The following is a 23,209-nucleotide window of genomic DNA, read 5'->3' as shown; positions in this document are numbered from 1 at the left end:
CTACTGTCCTGCCTTGAGAGACCACTCGGGCCCGTTGGGGGTATCGGTGACCTCGATGCCCGCCCGGATGAGACGGTCACGCACCTCGTCGGCCACAGCCCAGTTCTTCTCGGCGCGGGCAGTCTGCCTGCGCTCGAGTTCGGCCCGGACCAGAACGTCCAGGGCATCGGTTGCCGCGGACGCGTCCGCGGTCTCCTGAGTCCAGTGCGCGTCCAGCGGGTCGACGCCGAGGATTCCGAGCATGGCCCGGACCTGCGACGCGATTGCGCGCGCGCCTTCGAGATCTCCCCCGTCGAGCGCGATGTTGCCCTCGCGGACCTTGCCGTGCACCTCGGCGAGTGCGGCGGGGACGGCGAGGTCGTCGTCGAGAGCGCGAGCGAACGCGTCCGTCCACCGGCCGACCGCGACCTCACCGGCGCGCTCCTGCGTGCGCGTGACGAACGATTCGATGCGGCGGTACGCGGCCGCGCCCTCGTCGAGCGCGGTGTCGGAGTACTCGAGCATCGACCGGTAGTGGGCACTGCCGAGATAGTACCGAAGCTCTTGCGGCCGAACCTTTTTCAGCACGTTCGGCACGGAGAGAACGTTGCCGAGCGACTTCGACATCTTCTCGCCACCCATGGTGACCCAGCCGTTGTGCAGCCAGTACTGCGCGAAGTCGTCGCCGGAGCACTTGGCCTGCGCGATCTCGTTCTCGTGGTGCGGGAACACCAGGTCCAGGCCACCGCAGTGGATGTCGAACGCCGCCCCGAGATAGAACTCGGCCATCGCGGAGCACTCGAGGTGCCAGCCCGGCCTGCCACGGCCCCACGGCGTCGGCCACGACGGCTCGCCCGGCTTCTCCGCCTTCCACAGCGTGAAGTCGCGGGGGTCGCGTTTGCATTCGCCGGCGCTCTCGCCCTGGTGCACGTCGTCCAGTTTGTGCCCGGACAGGCTGCCGTACTGCGGGTAGCTGCGGACGTCGAAGTAGACGTCGCCGCCCGCCGCGTACGCGTGGCCGTTGTCGATGAGGCGCTGCATCATCTCGACCATCTGCGTGATGTGCCCGGTGGCGCGCGGCTCGACGGACGGCGGCAGCACACCCAGTTGCTGGTAGGCCCACGTGAAGGACCGCTCGAACGTGGCGGCCCACTCCCACCACGGCCTGCCCGCCTCGGCGGCCTTGTTCAGGATCTTGTCTTCGATGTCCGTGACATTGCGGACGAACGCCACGTCGTAGTCGTGGGCGAGCAGCCAGCGTCGCAGCACGTCGAAGGCGACGCCGCTGCGTACGTGACCGATGTGGGGGTCGCCCTGCACCGTGGCGCCACACAGGTACACCGATGCGTGTCCAGGGGCCAGCGGAGCGAAGTCACGCAAGGCCCGCGTCTCGGTGTCGAATAGGCGCAGGGTCACGACCAGCGATCCTACCTGGCGCTTCGATCGGGAATGACCAATGCGGTGGCCATCGCGGCGATCCCCTCGCCGCGGCCGGTGAGACCAAGCCCGTCCGTGGTGGTCGCGGACACCGAAACCGGGGCTCCCAGAATGTCGCTGAGCACCTTCTGGGCCTCGTTCCGGCGCGGGCCGATCTTCGGCCGGTTCCCGATCACCTGGACCGCGGCGTTGGCGACACCGAAATCGTCCTCTTCCAGGAGCCGGCGGACCTCCGCGAGCATCGCGGCGCCGCTCACCCCGGACCACTCGGGTCTGCCGGTTCCGAAGACGGAGCCGAGATCGCCGAGGCCGGCGGCGGAGAGCAGGGCGTCGCAGAGTGCGTGGACGGCGACGTCGCCGTCGGAGTGACCCGCGCAGCCGTTCTCGTCCTCGAACAGCAGGCCCGCCATCCAGCACGGCCGTCCCTGCTCGATCGGGTGGACGTCCGTCCCGATTCCGACTCGCACTAGTGCGCTCCCTCTTCCACCAGCGCGCGGGCCAGGACGAGGTCCAGCGGCGTGGTGATCTTGAATGCTGTGGGTTCTCCGACGATGCTGCGGACCCGTTCCCCGAGCCGCTCCACCAGGCCGGCGTCGTCCGTGGCGATGCCGTCGGCGGCGGCGTACGCGCGGCGGAGCAGTTCCGCGGTGAAACCCTGCGGCGTCTGCACCGCCCGCAGTTCGGACCGTTCGGGGGTGCCGGTGACCGCGCCGAGAACGTCGACGGTCTTGATGGTGTCCGCCACCGGGAGGACGGGAATCACCGCGGTGCGGCCACACCGCAGCTCCGCGACCACCCGCGCGATGAGCGACGGCGGCGTCAGAGCGCGGGCGGCGTCGTGCACGAGGACATATTCGGCGTCGTCCGCGACGGCGAGTCCGGCGCGAACCGAATCGGTCCGCTCACTCCCACCAGCGACGACGGTGACGTCACCGGGGAGGAGGCTGCGCGTCGACTCGACGAGTTCCTCCGGGACGATCACGACGACGCGGTCGACAGCCCCCGACTGCAGGAGCCCGTCGACCGCGCGTGTCAGCATGGTCGTCCCCCCGAGATCAACGAATGCCTTGGGCTTGTTCTCACCCAAACGCACTCCCTGACCTGCGGCGGGAACCAGCGCGACTACAGGACCTTGTCCCTCGGCCACTGTGTGTATCGCGACTGTCTAGGACGCGGCCGCGAGGACCTCGTCGAGGATGGTCTCGGCCTTGTCGCTGTCGGTGCCTTCGGCGAGTGCGAGTTCGCCGACGAGGATCTGCCGCGCCTTCGCGAGCATGCGCTTCTCTCCCGCGGACAGACCGCGGTCCTGCTCACGACGCCACAGGTCACGAACGACCTCGGCGACCTTGTTGACGTCACCGGACGCGAGCTTTTCGAGATTCGCCTTGTAGCGGCGTGACCAGTTGGTGGGTTCTTCGGTGTGCGGAGCCCGCAGTACCTGGAAGACCTTGTCGAGACCTTCCTGGCCGACGACGTCGCGTACGCCCACGTACTCTGCGTTGTCTGCGGGAACCCGTACGGTGAGATCGCCCTGAGCAACCTTGAGAACGAGATATTCCTTCTGCTCACCCTTGATGGTGCGGGTTTCAATAGCTTCGATCAGCGCCGCACCGTGATGGGGGTATACGACGGTGTCTCCGACCTTAAAAATCATCTGTCCCGTGCCCCTTTCGATCATTCGAGTTTAACACGTGTCCGGATCCTGGTCGCATCAACGGTGCAGGTCAGGGGCATCATGGCCTGACCCTAGGGGTTGACAGGGGTCCCGATACGTGCATTCCGGACACCCCGATCCGGCCGTTCTCCGGCACCGAAACCGCACGCAGACAACCATTGTGAGTACCCAGCGAGCAGGCCACGCGGGGGAACTACTACTCTGCCTAGTTGAAGTGCGAACCTGACACCGGAGGACAACTCGTGACTGCTCTCGACAAGTCGACTCGCCGAGTCGCTACCGCCGTCGCTCTCGCTGCCGGCGCAGCCCTCGTGCTGTCCGCGTGCAGTGCGGGCCAGATCACTCAGACGTCGAGTCAGGTCGCCGCGGTCAACGGCAACAGCGCGGAGGCCGGATCGATCGCCCTGCGCAACGTGCACGTCGTCTACCCCAACTCCGCCGAGTACAGCCTCGAGCCGGGGAGCAACGCCGTCCTGGCGTTCACCGCGATCAACAACAACGAGGACACCCCGGACACGCTGACCCGCATCAGCACCGACTTCGCGCAGTCCGTCACGCTCGGCGAGAAGTCCGGCGGACTCGAGATTCCGCCGCAGAGCGCGCTCGTCGCCGGCCTGCCGGTCGGGGACGCCGAAGCCGGCGCGGACGCCGCCGCCGAGACGGACAAGAGCGCCGACGCGCCGACCGACGTCGTCCTGGTGACTCTGAACAGCCTGAAGGAAGGCGTCCGCCCGGGCCTCACCTTCCCCGTCACGTTCTCGTTCGAGAAGGCCGGAGACATCACCGTGTCCGTTCCCGTCGACGCGGGCCACGAGACCGAGCGGCACGTCTCCGACAAGTCGCCCGGCACCGAAGCCGAGGGCGGCGGACACTAGCAGCCGTATCGGGTCCGCTGTCGGACCCGATACCTAGGCTGGCCGGGTGGCCAAACTCAAATCCAGCTTCCGCTGCTCGTCGTGCCAGTGCACGGTTCCCAAATGGGTCGGGCGGTGCCCCGAATGCGGTAGCTGGGGCTCGATGGACGAGGCCCCGATCGTCGCAGCCGTCGCGAGCCGCTCCGGCGCCTCGCTCGCGAAAGCGGGAGCCGGAGCGGTCCTTCCGTCCACCCCGGCGACTCCGATCACGCGGATCGACAGCACGTCCACCCGCGCCAAGCCCACCGGCATCGACGAACTCGACCGTGTTCTCGGCGGCGGTGTGGTGCCCGGTTCCGTCGTTCTCCTCGCAGGCGAACCCGGCGTCGGCAAGTCGACCCTGCTCCTCGAGGTGGTCCACCAGTGGGCCCGGCGAGGCCCGGACGACCGGTCGCTCTACGTCACCGGCGAGGAATCCGCCGGGCAGGTGCGACTGCGGGCCGACCGCACCGGCGCCGTCCACGAGCGGGTCTATCTCGCCGCCGAATCCGATCTCGCGACCATCCTCGGTCACGTCGAGCAGGTGCGTCCCACCCTGCTGATCGTCGACTCCGTGCAGACCATGCTGGCCGCCGACGTCGACGGCGTGGTCGGCGGCGTCACCCAGGTGAAGGCCGTCACCAGCGCCCTCACCTCCCTCGCGAAGGCCAGCGGCGTGCCGGTGCTCCTCATCGGCCACGTCACCAAGGACGGTGCGGTCGCCGGTCCGCGGTCGCTCGAGCATCTCGTCGACGTGGTGCTGCACTTCGAGGGCGACAAGCATTCGACGCTGCGGATGGTGCGCGGCGTCAAGAACCGTTTCGGTGCCGCCGACGAGGTCGGTTGCTTCGAACTGCGCGAAGACGGCATCGCCGGAATCAGCGACCCGTCCGGACTGTTCCTCCACCACCGCGCCGAAGCCGTTCCCGGAACCGCCGTCACCGTCATGATGGACGGCAAACGGCCACTCCTCGGTGAGGTGCAGGCACTCGTCGCGGCCACGTCCATGCCCGCACCCCGGCGCGCCGTGAGCGGACTCGACAGCGCCCGGGTGGCCATGGTCCTGGCCGTGCTCGACCGCCGGTGCGGGGTGCCGATCGCGAAGAACGACGTCTACGCCGCCACCGTCGGCGGGATGCGGATGACCGAGCCGTCCGCTGACCTGGCGCTGGCCCTCGCCGTCGCGTCCGCGGTGAAGGACCGTCCCGTTCCCGACGGGCTCGTGATCCTCGGCGAAGTGGGACTGGCCGGTGAGGTTCGCCGGGTGCCCGGCGTCGGGCGCAGGCTCGCCGAGGCATTCCGCCTCGGATTCACCCGCGCCATCGTTCCCCTCGACTCCGGGGCGGCGCCGAAGGGCATGAAGGTCACCGAGGTCGGGAACCTGGGAGCAGCGATCGCGTCGCTGCGGTGAGATTGCTCAGATCGACGAGGTTCCGAACGGGCGCTCCGGCACGCCGTCCACGAAGTCCTTCGTCTTCTCGAAGTGCTCGGCCGTGACGGTGAGGAACAGCCCCCTCGACGTCGCCACCACCACGTCCGGGTCGGACGTCGGCCCCTCGACGATGCGCGCCTCGGCGCTCGCGTACACCTTGCGGCGGATCGACCCGTCGACCCGCGCGTGGAATTCGAGGACGGAACCCAGCGGTATGGGCCTGGCGAAGTCGATCTCGAGATGCCCGGTGACCACCGGTCCGTCGACGATCGACCGGCACACCATGCCCAGCGCCTCGTCGAACGCTGTCGACAGGATGCCGCCGTGGATCACTCCCGGACCGCCCTGGTAGCGGGGTGCCACCTCGAGCCGGCCCCACACGTCGAGCCCGTTCCCGGCCGTGAAGCTCATCGACATGCCGGCGGGCGACTGGTCTCCGCACCCGAAGCACCTCGACCAGTGGTGCGGCACCGGCTGACCTGCGGCGGGAAAGCTGCCGACCCGGCCGGGCAGGGTCAGGTCGTCGGGCAAAGTCCAGGTACCACTCATGGATAGGTAATCTAAACGCGGGTCCGGACGTGTTTCCGCGGCGGTCCCCGACAAGTGACGTCTACCTCAGCGGGAGTATTGCGCGATGAACGATGCCGAGTCGTCGTCTGCACTGCGCGAAACGATTGCCCGGCTGGCTCCCGGAACTGCACTTCGCGACGGCCTGGAACGCATTCTGCGCGGCCGCACCGGTGCGTTGATCGTCCTCGGCTACGACGAGCAGATGGAAGAGATCTGCGACGGCGGCTTCGAACTCGACGTGGAGTTCGCCCCGACCCGCCTGCGTGAGCTGTCGAAGATGGACGGCGCCGTGGTCCTGTCCACCGACGGGTCCCGCATCGTGCGCGCCAACGTCCAACTGGTGCCCGACCACAAGATCCCGACCGTCGAGTCCGGCACCCGTCACCGCGCCGCCGAGCGGACGGCCATGCAAACCGGATACCCGGTGGTGTCGGTCAGCCAGTCGATGAGCATCGTCAGCGTGTACGTCGGCGGCATCCGGCACGTCATCGACGGGTCCGCCACGATCCTGTCGCGCGCCAATCAGGCGGTCGCCACCCTCGAGCGGTACAAAGCGCGGCTCGACGAGGTGACCCGCCAGCTGTCGGTGGTGGAGATCGAGGATTTCGTCACGCTCCGCGACGCCCTGACCGTGGTGCAGCGCCTGGAGATGGTGCGGCGCGTGTCCGTCGAGATCGAGCAGGACGTGCTCGAACTCGGGACGGACGGGCGGCAGCTCGCACTGCAACTCGAGGAACTCGTCGGCGACAACGACGTGGCGAGGGAACTCATCGTGCGCGACTATCTGGCCGGTTCCGGCCCGGCGCCCGCCGAGGACGTCGAGAAGTCGCTCACCGCGCTCGACAGGATCACGGACGCAGACCTTCTCGACCTCACGACGCTGGCGCGGGCGTTCGGCTACCCGGGCACCATCGAGGCGCTCGAGGCGCCGATGAGCCCCCGCGGCTACCGCGTCCTCACTCGCGTTCCCCGGTTGCAGTTCAACCAGATTCACCGGCTCGTCGGCTCGTTCGGAACCCTGCAGTCACTGCTGGCCGCGACGGCTGCCGACCTGCAGTCGGTGGAGGGGATCGGCGGGCTGTGGGCGCGCCACATCCGCGAGGGCCTGTCCCGGCTCGCCGAGACGTCGATCTCCGGCCCGTACGACTAGTCGTCGGCGGTCGCAGTTCACCGTCGGTGGTCCGGGCTGCCTTCTCCGACCACGGATTCCAGTGCGACCCGCACCGCGTCCAGGTGTTCGGCCATGGCGCGGGCGGCCTTGTCGTAGCTTCCGGATGCGATGCCGTCCACGATCCGGTCGTGCTCGTCGTTCGACTTCTGCTGCCGTCCCGCAACCAGATTCAGCGTTTCGGACTGGCGGGTGAGGGCTTCGCGGATGTCGACGATCACGGATTCGAATACGCGGTTCCGGCTCGTCCGGGCGATGTACGCGTGGAACTGTGCATCCAGCGACACCCACACGAGGGGGTCGTCCTCGTCCCGCATCTGGTCCACCAGGCCGCGCAGGGCGGCGAGGTCCTCGCCGGTGTGCCGTTGCGCCGCCCATCCGGCGGCGGGAATCTCGACGTGCGGGCGTGCCTCGACGAGTTCGTTGGCCGCGTAGTTCCCGAAGTCGAGGTCGCGGGCGATCGAATCGCTGACGACAAACGTCCCGAGGCCCGACTTCGTCTCCGTGAGTCCGAGCGCATGACAGGACCGCAGGGCCTCCCGGATCACCGACCGGCTGACCCCGTGCCGCGCCGCGAGGGACGCTTCGGACGGAAGTCGTTCACCGACCGACAGCTCACCCGACGTGATCGCGTCACGGAGGTCTGCGAGGACCGCCTCCGCGGCGCTGACCCGCGCCGTGACAGGGCGCCTGGCTGCCCAGCTGTCCGACAGGTTCATGCAGACATTCTGCTCACGCACCGACCGCAACGTCAATACGGGACACCCCGGGGTTGACGCCTGCGAGTGAGCGAGGTAACAATTGCACCTGTCTGACAGCCTGGCAGGTGGATAGCCGGGTGGCTCGACCGGGGAATCTACCTCTTCGAGCAGCAGACTCCGTCCACCGCATCCGTGCAGAGCAACGGCTCGCGCGAATCCCCGTGAGGAATGATCAAGTGCTCGAAACGCGAACAGAACACGATCTGCTCGGCGACCGCCAAGTGCCTGCGGATTCCTACTGGGGAATCCACACGCTGCGGGCCGTGGAGAACTTCCCGATCACCGGCCGGCCGATCTCCACGAACCCCTACCTGATTCGCGGACTTGCCTACGTCAAATGGGCCGCAGCGAGCGCCAACGAGAAACTCGGGATCCTCGATCACCGCCAGGCCGACGCGATCGGACAGGCGTGCCGGGAGATCGTCGACGGCCGCTGGCACGAGCAGTTCGTCGTCGACGTCATCCAGGGCGGCGCCGGGACGTCGACCAACATGAATGCCAACGAGGTGATCGCCAACCGGGCACTCGAGATCCTCGGCCACGGGCGCGGGGAGTACACGGAACTCCATCCCAACGAGCACGTGAACCTCAGCCAGTCGACCAACGACGTCTACCCCACCGCGGTCAACATCGCGACGATCTTCGCGATCGACGACCTGCTGGACGCCATGCGGGTCCTGCAGGAGGCCTTCGCGACCAAGGCAGTCGAGTTCGCCGACACCGTGAAGATGGGGCGCACCCAACTCCAGGACGCGGTGCCGATGACGCTGGGCCAGGAGTTCGCCACGTACTCGGTGATGATCGACGAGGACCGCGCCCGTCTCGGCGAGGCCGCTCTCCTCGTCCACGAGATCAACCTCGGCGCCACCGCGATCGGCACGGGCCTGAACGCACCCGCCGGCTACGCCGAGGCGGCGTGCGACACACTTCGGGAACTCACCGGACTCCCCCTCGTCCTCGCCACGGACCTGGTCGAGGCAACCCAGGACGTCGGTCAGTTCGTCCACCTCTCCGGCGTGCTCAAGCGGATCGCGGTCAAGTTGTCGAAGGTGTGCAACGACCTCCGCCTGCTGTCGTCGGGGCCGCGCGCGGGCCTGAACGAGATCAATCTCCCACCGGTACAGGCCGGTTCGTCGATCATGCCCGGCAAGGTCAACCCGGTGATCCCGGAAGTCCTCAACCAGGTGGCCTACGAGGTCATCGGCAACGACGTCACCATCACGATGGCCGCCGAATCCGGCCAGCTCCAGCTCAACGCATTCGAACCGATCATCGTGCACTCCCTGTCCGAGGGGATGCGCCACCTCGGTGCCGCCTGCCGGATCCTGGCCGACCGCTGCGTACTCGGCATCACCGCCAACGCCGATCTGCTGCGGGCCCGGGTCGAGGACTCCATCGGACTCGTCACCGCGCTCAACCCGTACATCGGCTACACCGCCTCGACCCGGATCGCACAGGAAGCGCTGGTCTCCGGCCGCAGGGTCGCCGACCTCGTGATCGAGGCGGGCCTGCTCGACCGTGAGGAACTCGACCGCCTCCTCAGTCCCGAGCATCTCGCGAATCTGAGAGCGTCCGGTTCGCCACGGCAGACACCCGTCGCCGCTGCCGCGGAGGTGGTCTCGTGACGATCGAGAAGGACGACACCTCCGGCGCCGACATCTTCGTCGAGGAAGACCTCGGCTACCGGAAAGCGCTCGGCCCGAGACAGATCCAGATGATCGCGATCGGCGGTGCGATCGGCACCGGCCTGTTCATGGGCGCGGGCGGACGCCTCCAGCAGGCCGGCCCCGCACTCGTCCTCGTCTACGCCCTCTGCGGGTTCTTCGCCTTCCTGATCCTGCGGGCCCTGGGCGAACTCGTGATGCATCGCCCCACGTCCGGGTCCTTCGTGTCGTACTCGCGGGAATTCTTCGGCGAGAAGATGGCCTTCGCCGCGGGCTGGCTGTACTGGATGAACTGGGCGATGACGGCCGTCGTCGACGTCACCGCAGTCGCGCTGTACATGAACTTCTTCAAGAAGTACTGGGCACCGCTCGGAAACGTCGACCAATGGGTCTTCGCCCTCGCCGCAGTCGTACTGGTCCTCGGGCTGAATCTCGTCTCCGTCAAGGTGTTCGGCGAACTGGAGTTCTGGTTCGCCCTCATCAAGGTCGTCGCCCTCGCCGCGTTCCTCGGCTTCGGCATCTACTTCGTGCTGTTCGGAACGCCGATCGAAGGACATTCGTCGGGCTTCAGCATGATCACCGACAACGGCGGACTCTTCCCCAACGGAATCCTGCCCGCCGTCGTGGTGATCCAGGGCGTCGTCTTCGCCTACGCCTCGATCGAACTCGTGGGAACAACTGCGGGCGAGACGAAGAACCCGCAGAAGGTCATCCCGAAGGCGATCAACACGGTCATCGTCCGGATCCTCGTCTTCTACGTCGGATCCGTCCTGCTGCTGTCGCTACTGCTCCCCTACACCGAGTACCACGCCGGCGAAAGCCCGTTCGTCACGTTCTTCGGTTCCATCAATGTGCAGGGCGCCGACGCGATCATGAACCTCGTCGTGCTCACCGCCGCGTTGTCGTCTCTCAACGCCGGCCTGTACTCCACCGGACGAATACTGCATTCGATGGCCATGGCCGGGTCGGCCCCGTCGTTCGCCGCCCGGATGAACAAGGCCGGAGTTCCGTACGGCGGCATCGCCCTCACCGGATTCGTCATCCTGCTCGGCGTCGGACTCAACGCCGTCGTTCCCACGCAGGCATTCGAGATCGTTCTGAACCTCGCCGCACTCGGGATCATCAGCGCCTGGGCCGTCATCGTGCTGTGCCAGCTGAAACTGTGGAAACTCGCGAAGGACGGCACCCTCACCCGCCCCGGCTTCCGGATGTTCGGCGCCCCCTACACCGGGCTCCTCACCCTGGTCTTCCTCGGATGCGTCGTCATACTGATGGCATTCGATCACCCGGTCGGAACCTGGACCGTCGGATCCATCGCGATCATCGCCCCGCTGCTGGTGATCGGATGGTACGGCGCGAGGAACCGCATCCGGACCCTGGCATCCGACCGCCCCAACGCCTAGCAGGAAGGACAACAGTGCCGAAAGTCGCCGTCGTCACCACCGGAGGCACCATCGCCAGCACCCGGAACGGGCAGGGTGTCAGCAGGCCCGTGGTCGCAGGCTCCGATCTGCTGGGCAGCACCCGAACCGGAACGGAAATTCGTGTCGTCGACGTGATGTCGAAGGACAGTTCGAGCATGACGTTCGCCGACATGGACCGGGTCCGCGACACCGTCACCTCGGAGCTGAGCGACCCCGATCTCGACGCGGTGGTCGTGCTACACGGAACCGACACCATGGAGGAGACCGCATTCCTGGTCGACCTCCACCACGCCGACCCGCGGCCGGTGGTCTTCACGGGTGCGCAGCGCACCTTCGACCATCCGGAATCCGACGCCCGCGCCAACCTGACCGACGCGATCGCCGCGGGAACGAACCCCGCCCTGCGCGGAGCGGGTGTCCTCATCGCGTTCGGAGGTGCCCTGCACCGGGCGTCCGGAACGCGCAAGGCGGACACGACGTCCCTCGACGCGTTCCGATCCGTCCACCCCACCGGCGACCTGCTGCCGCAACGTCCCGATCCGCTGTCGTGGCATCCGATCTCCGGAACCCGCGTCGACATCGTGGCCGCCTATCCGGGCGCGGATCGCGTCCAGATCGACGCGTGCCTTGCGGCCGGGGCCCGGGGGCTGGTGCTCGACGGGCTCGGATCCGGGAACGCGAACCCCGCGATCGTCGAGGCGGTCCGGGACTGCACGTCCGCCGGAATCCCGGTCGTGGTCACCACCCGGGTGCCGCACGGCCCGACCTCCGCCACGTATGGCGGCGGGGGCGGCGGACACGACCTCATCTCGGCGGGGGCACTGTTCTCCACCGACCTCAGAGCAGGTCAGGCCCGCATCCTGCTCGCGGCGCTGCTCGCCGACCCCGAGCACACCGACCTCGACAAGGAATTCGATCGACGCTCACGCATCGACCCCGCACCGAGGATCAGCTGAGATTGAACGGCTCCGGCGCACTGCGGAGCTGACCGAGCTGCCCGACCACCGTGTACGCGCCGGGCCCCACCGGATCACGCTGGGGTTCCGGCTGCGTCAGGCAGTCGGGCGCAGACGTCTTGGCCGACCACTTCACGGTGAACTGGGCTTGCTCGCCCGCGGCGAGGGTGCGCGCATCGGCCGCGGACTGCGGGAAGCAGTCGATGTTGGACCACAGGCGCACGGCACCGTCGATCGTGTAGACGAGCACCTGCTGCAGGCTGCTGCCCAGATCGCGTTCGCACGGCGTGGTGCCGATGTTGGTGACGACCGTCGTGAAGCTCGGCTCCTCACCGGGCAGGTACGTCGGCTTGTCTGCCGCCACCTTGATGGCCAGCGACTGGTCCGGGCACTGTCCCGCAGCGACCGGCTGACCGCTGGGAGCTGCGCTGCTCGAGGCGCCGCTGCTCGACGCCCCCGACGAACCGGACGTGCCCGACGACGCCTCGCCGCCGGCGGCAGCGGCGCCACCGCCGCCGCCACCGGAACCGCCCGAACCACCGCTGGACGTGGACGAACCCGAGGCTGTCGGGGAAATCGACACAGGAGTGGTCAACGACGAACTCGCTGCCGCCGGATCCGTCTCGGAGTCACCGCCACCACGCAGCGAGTTGATCAACCACACCACGAGCAGCAACACGACGATGGCGCCGCCGATCGCCAGCGCCCTGCGGCGCCAGTAAATCTCGGGGGGCAACGGTCCATTCGGTTCCAGCACGACGTCAACGGTAGTTCGGCGTCGCGCGGCAACGGCTCAGCGGCTGCGGCGTGTCGCGGTCAGTCCGTGAGCTCACCGATGTCCCCGACAGCGCCCTGCAGGTGGGTACGGCCGTCGGACAGCTTGTACGTGACGCCCGCGATGGCGCACGCGCCGCTCTCCACCTTGTCCGCGATGATCCGCGAACGCTGCATGAGCAGCGCACCGGTCTCCACCACATGGCGACCCTCGAGTTCGTCGACGGTGCTGAGGCCCTCTCGCCGTCCCATGAGGATCGACGGCGCGACGCGTTCCACGATGCTGCGGATGAAGCCGGGCGGCACGTTGCCGTCGTCGAGGGCGTCGAGCGTCGCCTTCACGGCACCGCAACTGTCGTGACCGAGCACGACGATCAGCGGGACGTTCAGCACGCCGACCGCGTACTCGATGGACCCGAGCACGGCGTCGTCGATCACGTGACCCGCGGTGCGGACGACGAACATGTCGCCCAGACCCTGATCGAAGATGATCTCGGCGGCGACGCGGGAGTCTCCGCAACCGAACAGGACGGCCGTGGGGTGCTGGCCGCCGACGAGCTTCGCCCGATCGGCGACGCCCTGGCTGGGATGGAGCGAGGTGCCGCTGACGAATCTGTCGTTACCCTGACGAAGGGCTTTCCATGCGGACACCGGGTTCGAATTAGGCATGGGATCATTGTGCACCGGGCGTGTGGCACCGTCGCGACGGGATTATGACGACCCCGGAAATTCTGTTTCACCCGTGAACGAAGGGACTTGTGAGGACGAAGTGGCCGTTGACTCCTCCGCGCTGATCAACTGGTACGAGGCCCAGGCCCGGGATCTGCCGTGGCGCCGCGACGGCGTCACCGCCTGGCACATCCTGATGAGCGAGATCATGCTGCAGCAGACACCGGTCGTCCGGGTGGCCCCGATCTGGGAGGAATGGGTGCAGCGCTGGCCCGTCCCCTCCCGCATGGCCGCGTCGAGCCAGGCCGACGTCCTGCGCGCGTGGGGGAAGCTCGGCTACCCGCGTCGTGCGCTGCGACTCCACGAATGCGCCGGTGTGCTCGCCTCCGAACACGGCGACGTGGTGCCGAGCGACGTCGACACCCTCCTCGGCCTGCCCGGCATCGGCGCCTACACCGCGCGGGCCGTCGCCTGCTTCGCCTACGGACAGCGGGTCCCCGTCGTCGACACGAACGTCCGGCGGGTGGTCGCCAGGGCCGTGCACGGCAGCGCGGAGCCCGGGAACCCGTCGACGACCCGTGACCTCGCCGACGTGTCCACCCTGCTCCCCCGGACGCGTGCCCGGGCCGCCACGTTCTCCGCGGCCCTGATGGAACTCGGCGCCACCGTCTGCACCGCCCGCTCCCCCGAATGCTCCCGCTGCCCGCTGCCGAACTGCGCCTGGGTCGACGCCGGACGTCCCGCGCACACCGGAGAGCGCCGGAAGGTGCAGAAATTCGCAGGCACCGACCGTCAGGTGCGCGGCAAGCTCATGGCCGTACTCCGCGAAAGCACCGCCCCGGTCGAACGCGTCCTGCTCGACCAGGTGTGGCTCGACGACCCCGGGCAACGCGACCGCGCCCTCCACTCCCTGCTGATCGACGGCCTCGTCGAGCAGACCGACGACGGGCTCTTCGCCCTCGCGGGCGAGGGCAGCCAGCTCACACCGGAACCGCTTCGATGACGGATGACCGCGGACCTTGCGTGATCGAATCCAGCGTGAATCCGTGGTCGGTCAACAGTCGGCGCCATTCGGTGATCGTGCGCTCGCGACCTCCCAGGAGAACCAGCATGTGGAGATCCAGCAGAGCCATAGGGTGGGTTGTCGCCGATTCCGGCAGGACCTGCTCGACAATCATCAATCGTCCGCCTGGCGGGATCGCTTGCCGGCAACTGCTGAGGATCTTGCCTGCGGACGCGTCATCCCAGTCGTGGAGAATCTGAGACAGCACGTACACGTCACCATTGCCTGGGACGTCGTCGAAGAAACTTCCGCCCACGACTGTCGTTCGTTCACCGATGCCGGCCGAACCGAACGTCGACGGCGCTTCCGCTACCACATGAGGCAGATCGAACAGAATTCCGCGTAGATGCTCGTGCCGATCGAGCAACCGGGTGATCAGCGCGCCGGTCCCGCCACCGACGTCGACGACCGTTCCCACGTCAGACCAGTCGTGGTCGAGCAAGGGCAGCAAACGCAGCTCGACCAGCCCTGCTTGGCCCCGTGCGAACTCATCGGCTGCCGACGGATTCTCGGACAACCATTCGAAGTACGGCTTGCCGAACGCCGCTGAAAACGATTCCTTCCCCGACCGGATCGAATGCGCTGCGTGCCCCCACACGAGGTAGGCCTCGTTCGACATCAAGCCGACCAAGTGACGAAGCGAGCCCGGAGTGTCTGTCCGCAGAAGCTCACCGGCCTCCGTCAACGCAAATCGCCCTCCACCGTCTTCCGCAAACAAGCCTTCCGCGACGAGGACCCGCAGGAATCGACCGAGTGCGTCGGCGTCGGCGCCCACGCTCGCCGCGAGATCGCCGAGCAAGCACGCATCGTCCGCCAGTCGGTCGGGCACACCCAGCTCACAGACGGCTGAAATAGATTGGGACACGATGTATCCCATGATCTGTTTTCTCACTCGGTGGTTGATATCGCTCATGTTCACGCCACCTCGGACAGCCGCGGGAAGAGTGACGTCATCGCAGCATGTTTTAAATACGACGCGCCTGCCGTCCCGCCGGTGCCAGGCACCGTTCCGATGACTTTCAGGGTGATGCCCCAGTGGCCGCGCTTCATCGCAACCCACGCACGGTCCAGGCGCCGCATCGCCTCCTCGAGAACGTGTGCATCCGGATGCGTCTTGCGCATCGCGAGATAGACGTCCTGCAATGTATCCTCCCCGACATCGATTTTCCCAACGTGCTCGAAGTCACGGGACTCAGGTGGAGCGCAAGCGAACTCGACCTCACGAAACGCGCGCGACTGCACCGCGCTCCGCCCATGCGTGAAGCCGCGAATAATCGAGAAGGCGTCAACCGGCATCGTCGTGAGAACCCGGAAGAGCGCAGGCACCGCTTCGAGGCGGATCGACGCCCGGTCGAGGCGATCCTTCGCCGCTGCAGCAAGACCGTCGCGCAGGTCACGGATCGACCTCGAAATCGCCGTCGCGACTTGCCGATACAGACCTTCGAAGATCTGGATGCAGCGGATGAACATCTGCTCGTCGTGCAGGCGCGTCGTCGGCAGCAACGTCAGCCGAACTGCACTTCCGATCTCTTCGGGCACACTGTTCAGCGCCGGCGCAGCGACTGAAGCAAACGGGCCGTAGTCGGCGCCCGGCTGAGCCAGCGCCGCGAGACCGGCCGCAGCGACGGAAGGTTCGAGCGAGAAATCGGGTGCGAGCCTGTCGAGTTGGGTCACGACCCGTGTCACTGCGCGCGTCCGGACCACCTGGGGTGCGTGTGCCGACCTCCCGAGTGCTCGCGCCTCCAGCAACGCGAGGTCCATGGCCGCGGCAGCAACGAATGCGTCCACGCGCTGCGCGTCATCGGACCGGACGACCTGGTCGAAATAGTCGAGCCCGACATATGACAGATAGTCGCCATTCTGGGCATCGAACGTCATCGGTAGCCAGGCACCGAGAACATGATGCGCACGGTTGTTGTCATGGAAGTTTTGCAGCATGGCGACCAGGCGGGGCCGGACCCCGTTACGCCCGACCGTCTGATAATGGGCCGCGACGGCCGCATGGGGAAACTCCGCGTCCCCCGCCTCCCATTGTCGGAGCGCATTCTCGATATTGCGTCCAGACAATTCATCGGTCGTCGCTTCAGCAGCCTGAACGCACGTGCCCCCGACGCCGATCACGCCGGAACGAACAAACTTCTGCTCGGCTTCGAGCAGCGTTTCGGAAATCAATGCGAAACCCGCCTCTCATCCTTACTGCGGTGTTCAGCAATCTTCGACGACGCGCGGCGAATGCGGATAGACACCCTAGGGAGACTTTGCGGCACCCTTTCCGCTGGGGGGGTGACGTTTTCAACCCTGGGGTGCCTGTTCCGCCCGCAGGCACGTGCCCAGGATTGGGAGCGATACAGAACTCGAGGCAGGTCGATCCCACAGAAGGAAGAAATCTATGCACATAATCGCCAGAAGCGCACTCGAGACGATCAACGAAGCCGTTGTCGGCGGGAGCGTCCACAACCTGGGTGTCGTCAAGATATTCAGCCAGCACCCTCAGTTGGCGCAATTCATTCCTGCTTCCAGCAATTTGGCGATCAGCTGGGTCAGGTTGGAGTGCGGTGAGGTGCTGGCGGTGCACAAGCACCCGGAGCCCAGCCTGATCCTGATCTGCGAGGGCTCCGGACGAACGATGGGCAGTGCAGAGCAGGAGGTCGGTGCGGGAGACATGATCCTCGTCCCCGGCGACACCTGGCACGGCTTCGAAGGAACCCAGGACGGTTTCTGGGCGCTCTCGATCCAGTTCGACGGCAAGGCACTCTACGAGGACGCCGAGCAGCCCAACGCAGTGTTTGCAGGCGAGGTACCGAATCGGGCGGCTGTGCTCCTGGCGGACAACGAGAAGTACCTGCAGCAATTCGGAACCAGCAGCCTGCTGCGGCTGATCGACGACCCCTCGTTCGACAACCCACACGTTCGGGAACGGCTGCTCGACTGCCAGCAGACCTGGTCGGACGTGTTTCAGGACCTGCTGCACCTGCGTGTCGCGATGACTACCGATACGGCGCACAAGCAGGTGGCGCTCGACCATCTGGTCGAGGAACTGGGCCATAACGACAACCTGCGCAACCAACGGGGTTCAGCGCACGCGCCGGTCACCGATGAGACGTTCGTATCGACAATGGAGTGGTTCAGGCATCAAATGCTGTACCGGAGCGACATGGTGCGCACTCTGCTGATGCATGTGGTGCTGGAAGGTAGTGGCGAAATCTGGCACCGGGAAGCGGCGCGAGCGTTTCCGGCAATTCCGCACTTCCAAGAACACGGAGAAGACGACGGCGAGCACGTGAGTATGGGGATCGATCTGCTCGATCGAGCAACGCCGGCCGAGATTCGAGAACTCCGTGAAGCACTTGCCGAGGGATGGAAGATGATCACGCAATTGTGCGACAGAATCGCGTCGATCGCCTTGGCCGACACGGCGGTCCCCACGTACTCCACATGCTGAGCGTCCTCAGGAAAATCGTCTGGTTCGAGGTTCCCACACCCCGAACTCGACTCGACCCGGTGCCCAACGCCTCACACCTTGCCAGATGGCAGCGGTGGTGTGACGCGGCGCAGCGGGACAGCGTGAACGCGCCCCGAGGCGAGCGACTGAGCAGATCCGTCTTCGGCGGACTTCGTCGTGACATCATGCTCGGGCTCGTGGCCATCGCGATTAATGCAGGATGCGCCTTCGGTGCTGCGATCACGCTGAAATCGCTGATCCAGCACCTCGTCACCGGCGATTCAGCACTCACGACGAACCTCACGCTCGGTATCACCTGCATCGTGCTGACCTACTTGGCGTGGCTTGCCTTGAATCACACCTTCATGCAAGCCGACGTGGTAGGCATCGGAGCCCGGACATACATAGAACAAAGGCTGCTGCGCAAGAAACGCAGCAATGCCCCWTCCGACCAACCGGCCGACCTGGTCACGCTGCTGGACCGGGAGGCAGCACGCGTCGAAAACGCGTGGTCCGGACTCATTTTCATCATTCTGGCACTCGCAACCATCACCTTCACGTCCGCGTACTTCTTCGTGGCGTTGGGACTGAGCGCTCTGGCGGCACTGTCGGTGATTCTCGTCAGTTCCGCGGTGATCTACTGGAACGCCAAACAATTGAATGCCGCGCACGCTGCACTGTCGGCGACGGCGGCAGATCGCATCGAAGTCGGCCTGTTCTCGCTGAACAATCGCCTGCTCGCGTGGCTCAAGAACTGGAACGACGAACTGTTTCGGCGCTATGCCGACAAGCGAGATGGCGAGGAGCGCGCGCTCCTGAAAGCGGCGCGTCTCATCGCGCGGATCAACCTCATATCGACACTCACTCCGATCGTTGCCATGCTTGCCGCGGTGTTCACCCAGCTGGCCCACCTTGGTTACGTCGATCCAGCAGGCCTGTTGTCCACAATGGCGCTGGTCGGAGGCTTGAAATCCGTCGCCAACAATATTCCCTTCATTGTTCAGAGTCTGTCCCAGGGCATTGTCGGGCACACCAACGTTGCGAAGTATCTATCCAGTCCGCACCCGCTGGACACCGATGCGACCGCAACGCGCCTACCGGCAACAACGGCGAAGCACATCGCCGTCGTCGGCGCCGCGGGCAGTGGCAAGACATCCGTTCTGAAAATCGGTGCACGTCACAGCAGCCAGGTGAACAGCAAAACGTTCTTCGTACCGGATGAACCGTGGATATTCCCTGGCGGGCTCTACGAGAATTTGTGTCTCTATCGAAGCGAATTCACCGACGACGAGGCCCGTCGAGCCTTGACACTGTCCCGACTTCCCGAAACCTTCTACGGCGACTACCTCTCGAGCAAGTCACGCGACCGGACCGAGGGCTGGAACGTGTCCCGCGGGCAGGGGAAGCGACTGGAACTGGCACGGGCACTATTGGCCGAACCGAAGTTCGTGTACCTGGATCAGCCCACAGCAGGGCTGGACGACGACCTGGCGAATGGGCTGCTGGCCGCCCTTCTACGCGGGCCGTGGCACGACACCACGGTCATTTATGCAACGGACAAGCCCGATGAAAAAGATGCCGCAGACGAGATATGGGTAGTGGCCGGAGGCGAGGTCGTGGAGGTGATGCGAAACCTCACACCACGTGCGGCGAATCCTGTTCGAGACCGTACAGGGGCTCTCGCTCACGAGGATCGGTCGGTCGCTCGCCGTCCCCAGGGCGTGGACCGACCGGAATTCTCGACCTCGTCACGCCGCAGTCTGATGAGCCTGGGCGTCGCGAAGGTCGCGGTTGTCGCATGCGTCCTGTTTGCGTGCCGCGACGTTCTGACAATTGTCGGTGACTACACAGCTGCCAGCGGAATTTCGACCACGAATGCGCGGACAGCAGCGACAATCCTCATCGCCGCACTGTCCGCCGGGGCACTCCTGTCGATTTTCACCTCCCTGTTCATCGTCAAACGCAGCATCATGGCGGCATCCCGAAAGTGTCGGAATTACTTCTCGACCGTCATGAGTCCAAAGCCCTCCAGGTCGGCCTTCGACGAGGTCGATCAGGACTATCAGAGCAAACTGACATGGGATCAACGACGTATCGACGAACTTCTGCCAGAAGTACTTCTGAATACGCTGGGTGCGGTTACATTGCTGCTCACGACCGCCGCGTTCGTATTGAGCAAGAACATCTTCGTCCTGCTGCCCCTTGTCGGGATGTGCTTCGCCTACTGGCACAGTTCGAAGCGATCGGGAAGGCGACTGCAGGACTTCAACGATAGAGAGATCGGTACGACGTCGACCGTGTTGGAGCGGGTCGAGGCCATTACCTGGAGCTCAGCGAGATTCGATTTGGCACGCGACAACTCGGCCCTCGTCAATTGGCTGAACAAGAGTTTGATGAATCGCGCCTTCGCTTCGATGGACAATGCGGGCGCGCGCCGCTGGTTCAATTACAAGCTCGACTTGATGGGTGTGCTCTTCCTGTCGGTCGTCGTCGGCTCCACCGTATTTGTCCAGGTCGGCGGCGGATCCGGCCTCAGCGGTGTTCTCGCGCTCAGTCTCTCGTACAGCCTCATCGCCGTTTTCGCCCGAGTGGGCCGTTGCCTGGTGGACCTCAGACAGGTTCTCGACAGCGCGGATCGCCTCCTCACGCCTCCGACCCGCCCGGCGCCGTGCTGGACCGGCTCAGCAGTTGACGACGCAGCGCTCGTGTCGTTTTCGGAGGTAGCGTACGTCGCGCCGCACACCGGGGCGGTGCTGCTGGAAGAGCTTTCCGAGTCCTTTGCCAGCCGAGACGTCGTGGTCATCATGGGGCCGAGCGGGGTCGGCAAGTCGACATTTGCGAAGCTGGTTGTGGGCAGTCTGCAGCCGACAACAGGCGTCCTCTCGACATTGGGCCGGACGACGGGATACGTCTCGAATTCCCACGCCGGAGACATCCTCCTCCTGACGTCGAGTCCGATCTTCAAGCCAGGCAGATTGATCGAACACTTCAACAGCCCGTTACCGCTCGAATTGGCTCGCGTCGTCGACTATCTCGACGTGGCAGACGTCGTCGGGCGACTACCGTCCGGATTCGACGAGCCCGTCCCCGCCACCGGTCAGTTGAATCTGAGCAAGACGGAACTGCAGCGGCTGGCGCTCCTCGACCTGTTGATCAATCGCCCGGCGATCGCAATTCTCGACGAAGCAACATCCGAGTTGAGTACAGCAGCAGAGCTCTCGATATTGCAGGCCGTGATTTCTGCCTTGCCGGACACGCTCTTCTTCATCATCACGCACAATCCCGGGCTGACCGAACTTGCCAGCCGAGTCTTCCACTTCAACGGCGAGCGACGCCTCCTCGAGAATTCCGGCCAGTCGCACACGAGAGCCGATCGGAACTGGAATGGAAAGGAGGACGACCATGGAATGGCTGCCCCAACGCGATGCGTTCTGTAACAGTCACAACGTTCCACGGCCACAACTTCCGCTGAGGAACATCGCGCACTGGAACGCGGTACTCCAGGGCAGCGTGAGCAGCGATGACGCCCTGCACCACGAGCGAGCGTACGTCGCACCCGGATACTTCTACATGCCCGTGTGCGACGAGCCCGACGATCGGGCACTGGCGGAGTTGTCGAGCCTGGCGTCAACCGCCGACTGGTTGCTGGTCCCCTCCCTTCGCAGATCCGATCGCCGCCGGCGCGCCGACGTCATTGCAGTTCCATTCATGAAGGCGGCATTCTTCCGGTCTTCGCGAAGTGTGGACCTCGCCCTGCGAACCGCGGTAGGAGCCAGCCAATACAAATCGATCGTCAGGCTCACGAGGAAGGCCGAGGCGGCGTGCACAACCGAGATACACCGTCTCTCGGACGTGGCAGAAGACAATCGGGTCCTGCGCGATTTCGCCTGCCTTCAGGCCTTGAATGTGGCCAAATACGGACACGCCAAGAACCTCTATACGAACGATGTGCTGCGTATGCTGGCAGGCTCGTCCGAAGGTGAGAAATACTTCGTGAAGCTGGACTACGACAAGTATTCGAATACTCCGTTGGCCGGATCACTGAGCTACGCCGACGACCACCGTGGCGTGTTTACGAAACTCGTTCGGGGACTGGACCATGACCGAATTCCGCGCGGATTGAATCTGTACATCGCCGACTACTACCAAATGTATCATTTCGCGGATCGGCTGGGTTTCGCGGACGTCTGCCTCGGCCGAGGCGCCATCGACGCGAAGGTCCGGGTAGGCGCAATTCACATTGTCGACCTGGACAACTGGCTGATTCCGGTCAACACGCGGCGTACGCAGGCGATGCGGGACTACGCGAGATCGCGACTTGGAGACTAGATGATCAGCGAAATAGCCTGGGCAGATGGACGATGCGTGCGATTCGACGAGGTGAGCCTGTCACCTGCCACCCATGGGTTGTCGTATGCCACATCGGTGTTCGACGGTATCCGCACGTACGGCGGCAGCATCTTCAAATGTGACGACCACATAGCGAGGTTGCGGCGGTCCGCCGAGTTGTTCGGGCACACCGTGCACTATTCGGATGCGGACTTGGCCGATGCTTGCCGCGAATTGGTGAGGGCCAACGACCTTACCGATGCGTACATCAAGTGCTTGGTCTTCTATGACGACACCGATGTGAGTTTCAAGGCGCAGGGCTCGTCCAGCAAGGTGGTCCTGTTTGCGCTGCCCTTTCCTTCGTATTCGGCCGCGGAGCACTATCGGCTCTCGACGGCAACGTGGCGGCGTGCACCCGCCTCGTGCCACCCGTATCAGGCGAAAACGTCGTCTACCTACGCGTTGAGCTACTTGAGCCACCGCGGGCGGGCCGACGGTTACGATGATGTGCTCTTCCTCTCGACAGCCGACGCTGTGTGCGAGTCGAGCGGCTCGAATGTGTTCTTCGTCAAGGGAGACGCATTGTTCACGCCCACTGCCGAATTGGCCCTCGACGGGATTACCCGAAGGGTGGTCATCGATGAGTTGTGTCCGCGACTGAAGCTCTCGGTAACGGAACGCGACATCGCCTACGACGAGATCGGATCGTTCGACGCCGCATTTCTGTGTGGCACTGCGATCGAAATCATGGGGGTTTCCGGCATCGACGAGATCCGGTATGCGAAGTCCGCAGTGGTCGATGCGATTGCAACCGAGTATCGGCGCTTGACCAACGGCCGGTCCGCGATCCGATGATGACCACACAAGGTGGGCGATCTTTCCCCCCAGGGTTCCTTGCTTCACGGCCGTCGGCTCGGGATAGTACTGGAAGGTGAAAGTCCTATTTGCCGAACGGTATTCCATCCAGCGGGGT

Annotated in this window: 21 protein-coding genes and 1 pseudogene; 11 read left to right on the top strand and 11 right to left on the bottom strand. The window is 65.4% G+C overall.

The genetic code is table 11. The annotated features are described in order from the left end of the window. From cysS to carD, 4 genes are read right to left on the bottom strand one after another with little or no spacing between them, the layout of a single operon-like run. Complete coding sequence (cysS, locus tag AC1DWT_RS05680; RefSeq protein WP_072947411.1) at window positions 1-1,395, bottom strand: cysteine--tRNA ligase; 1,395 nt, start codon at window positions 1,393-1,395, stop codon at window positions 1-3. Window positions 1,396-1,406: 11 nt separating this feature from the next. Next, window positions 1,407-1,883 (bottom strand): 2-C-methyl-D-erythritol 2,4-cyclodiphosphate synthase, encoded by a 477-nt coding sequence (gene ispF / locus AC1DWT_RS05675; protein WP_005244898.1) that lies wholly within the window; start codon window positions 1,881-1,883, stop codon window positions 1,407-1,409. Then, on the bottom strand, window positions 1,883-2,563 hold the full coding sequence (ispD, locus tag AC1DWT_RS05670) for a 2-C-methyl-D-erythritol 4-phosphate cytidylyltransferase (protein ID WP_072947410.1): 681 nt from the start codon (window positions 2,561-2,563) through the stop codon (window positions 1,883-1,885). The genes ispF and ispD overlap by 1 nt, the downstream gene beginning before the upstream one ends. An 18-nt stretch (window positions 2,564-2,581) precedes the next feature. Beyond that, complete coding sequence (gene carD, locus AC1DWT_RS05665; protein ID WP_005262216.1) at window positions 2,582-3,070, bottom strand: RNA polymerase-binding transcription factor CarD; 489 nt, start codon at window positions 3,068-3,070, stop codon at window positions 2,582-2,584. Between the two features lie 263 nt (window positions 3,071-3,333). Between carD and AC1DWT_RS05660 the strand changes: the two genes are divergently transcribed. Continuing rightward, window positions 3,334-3,966, top strand: coding sequence for a copper chaperone PCu(A)C domain-containing protein (locus AC1DWT_RS05660; protein WP_095863017.1), 633 nt, complete (start codon window positions 3,334-3,336; stop codon window positions 3,964-3,966). A gap of 46 nt (window positions 3,967-4,012) precedes the next feature. Further along, on the top strand, window positions 4,013-5,395 hold the full coding sequence (gene radA, locus AC1DWT_RS05655; protein ID WP_387489950.1) for a DNA repair protein RadA: 1,383 nt from the start codon (window positions 4,013-4,015) through the stop codon (window positions 5,393-5,395). Window positions 5,396-5,401: 6 nt separating this feature from the next. On the opposite strand, the gene AC1DWT_RS05650 is transcribed toward radA, so the two are convergent. Continuing rightward, a complete protein-coding gene (locus AC1DWT_RS05650) occupies window positions 5,402-5,965 on the bottom strand; it encodes a PaaI family thioesterase (RefSeq protein ID WP_387489952.1) in 564 nt (187 codons plus the stop codon). 85 nt (window positions 5,966-6,050) lie between these two features. Between AC1DWT_RS05650 and disA the strand changes: the two genes are divergently transcribed. After that, window positions 6,051-7,136: a DNA integrity scanning diadenylate cyclase DisA gene (gene disA / locus AC1DWT_RS05645; protein WP_012691546.1), complete on the top strand. Its 1,086-nt coding sequence runs from the start codon at window positions 6,051-6,053 to the stop codon at window positions 7,134-7,136. Between the two features lie 17 nt (window positions 7,137-7,153). Here the strand turns inward: disA and AC1DWT_RS05640 are convergent, their stop codons facing one another. Further along, window positions 7,154-7,873 (bottom strand): FadR/GntR family transcriptional regulator, encoded by a 720-nt coding sequence (locus tag AC1DWT_RS05640; RefSeq protein ID WP_387489956.1) that lies wholly within the window; start codon window positions 7,871-7,873, stop codon window positions 7,154-7,156. 218 nt (window positions 7,874-8,091) lie between these two features. Here AC1DWT_RS05640 and AC1DWT_RS05635 point away from each other — a divergent pair, with 218 nt between their 5' ends. The 3 genes from AC1DWT_RS05635 to AC1DWT_RS05625 are packed head-to-tail and all read left to right on the top strand — an operon-like array spanning window position 8,092 to window position 11,959. Next, a complete protein-coding gene (locus AC1DWT_RS05635; protein WP_072947405.1) occupies window positions 8,092-9,540 on the top strand; it encodes an aspartate ammonia-lyase in 1,449 nt (482 codons plus the stop codon). Next, on the top strand, window positions 9,537-10,982 hold the full coding sequence (locus AC1DWT_RS05630) for an amino acid permease (RefSeq protein ID WP_072947404.1): 1,446 nt from the start codon (window positions 9,537-9,539) through the stop codon (window positions 10,980-10,982). Before AC1DWT_RS05635 ends, AC1DWT_RS05630 begins: the two co-directional genes overlap by 4 nt. 14 nt (window positions 10,983-10,996) lie before the next feature. Beyond that, on the top strand, window positions 10,997-11,959 hold the full coding sequence (locus tag AC1DWT_RS05625) for an asparaginase (RefSeq protein ID WP_387489959.1): 963 nt from the start codon (window positions 10,997-10,999) through the stop codon (window positions 11,957-11,959). On the opposite strand, the gene AC1DWT_RS05620 is transcribed toward AC1DWT_RS05625, so the two are convergent. Both AC1DWT_RS05620 and AC1DWT_RS05615 read right to left on the bottom strand, forming a co-directional pair. Continuing rightward, window positions 11,952-12,716: a hypothetical protein gene (locus AC1DWT_RS05620; RefSeq protein WP_072947402.1), complete on the bottom strand. Its 765-nt coding sequence runs from the start codon at window positions 12,714-12,716 to the stop codon at window positions 11,952-11,954. The two genes, AC1DWT_RS05625 and AC1DWT_RS05620, sit on opposite strands and share 8 nt — an antisense overlap. A gap of 59 nt (window positions 12,717-12,775) precedes the next feature. Next, entirely contained in the window at window positions 12,776-13,402 is a 627-nt protein-coding gene (locus AC1DWT_RS05615; protein WP_074933799.1) for a carbonic anhydrase, read from the bottom strand. Window positions 13,403-13,502: 100 nt separating this feature from the next. On the opposite strand from AC1DWT_RS05615, the gene AC1DWT_RS05610 reads away from it, so the two are divergent. Beyond that, window positions 13,503-14,405 (top strand): HhH-GPD family protein, encoded by a 903-nt coding sequence (locus AC1DWT_RS05610; RefSeq protein ID WP_072947389.1) that lies wholly within the window; start codon window positions 13,503-13,505, stop codon window positions 14,403-14,405. Here the strand turns inward: AC1DWT_RS05610 and AC1DWT_RS05605 are convergent. The 3 genes and pseudogenes from AC1DWT_RS05605 to AC1DWT_RS05595 form a co-directional block, all read right to left on the bottom strand. Beyond that, the gene (locus AC1DWT_RS05605; protein WP_477920031.1) at window positions 14,383-15,084 is read right to left on the bottom strand and encodes a methyltransferase; all 702 of its coding nucleotides are present in this window, start codon (window positions 15,082-15,084) and stop codon (window positions 14,383-14,385) included. The genes AC1DWT_RS05610 and AC1DWT_RS05605 overlap by 23 nt on opposite strands. A 99-nt stretch (window positions 15,085-15,183) precedes the next feature. Continuing rightward, a pseudogene (locus AC1DWT_RS05600) lies at window positions 15,184-15,342 on the bottom strand (methyltransferase family protein); the annotation flags it as partial. A 38-nt stretch (window positions 15,343-15,380) separates the two neighbouring features. Continuing rightward, window positions 15,381-16,637, bottom strand: coding sequence for a tryptophan 2,3-dioxygenase (locus AC1DWT_RS05595; protein ID WP_072947387.1), 1,257 nt, complete (start codon window positions 16,635-16,637; stop codon window positions 15,381-15,383). A 217-nt stretch (window positions 16,638-16,854) separates the two neighbouring features. On the opposite strand from AC1DWT_RS05595, the gene AC1DWT_RS05590 reads away from it, so the two are divergent. Genes AC1DWT_RS05590 through AC1DWT_RS05575 form a run of 4 tightly spaced genes read left to right on the top strand, consistent with a single transcriptional unit; the run spans window position 16,855 to window position 23,091 of the window. Next, window positions 16,855-17,907 (top strand): cupin domain-containing protein, encoded by a 1,053-nt coding sequence (locus AC1DWT_RS05590; protein WP_095863010.1) that lies wholly within the window; start codon window positions 16,855-16,857, stop codon window positions 17,905-17,907. Then, the gene (locus AC1DWT_RS05585; protein WP_072947385.1) at window positions 17,901-21,344 is read left to right on the top strand and encodes an ATP-binding cassette domain-containing protein; all 3,444 of its coding nucleotides are present in this window, start codon (window positions 17,901-17,903) and stop codon (window positions 21,342-21,344) included. The genes AC1DWT_RS05590 and AC1DWT_RS05585 overlap by 7 nt, the downstream gene beginning before the upstream one ends. Continuing rightward, complete coding sequence (locus tag AC1DWT_RS05580) at window positions 21,310-22,236, top strand: hypothetical protein (RefSeq protein ID WP_072947384.1); 927 nt, start codon at window positions 21,310-21,312, stop codon at window positions 22,234-22,236. Before AC1DWT_RS05585 ends, AC1DWT_RS05580 begins: the two co-directional genes overlap by 35 nt. Then, complete coding sequence (locus AC1DWT_RS05575) at window positions 22,237-23,091, top strand: aminotransferase class IV (protein WP_095863008.1); 855 nt, start codon at window positions 22,237-22,239, stop codon at window positions 23,089-23,091. Window positions 23,092-23,209: the final 118 nt, after the last annotated feature.

The organism is Rhodococcus sp. P4_B6, assembly GCF_056402215.1.
The sequence above is the reverse complement of the archived record's forward strand: the minus strand, read 5'-3'. Positions and strand labels throughout refer to the sequence as shown.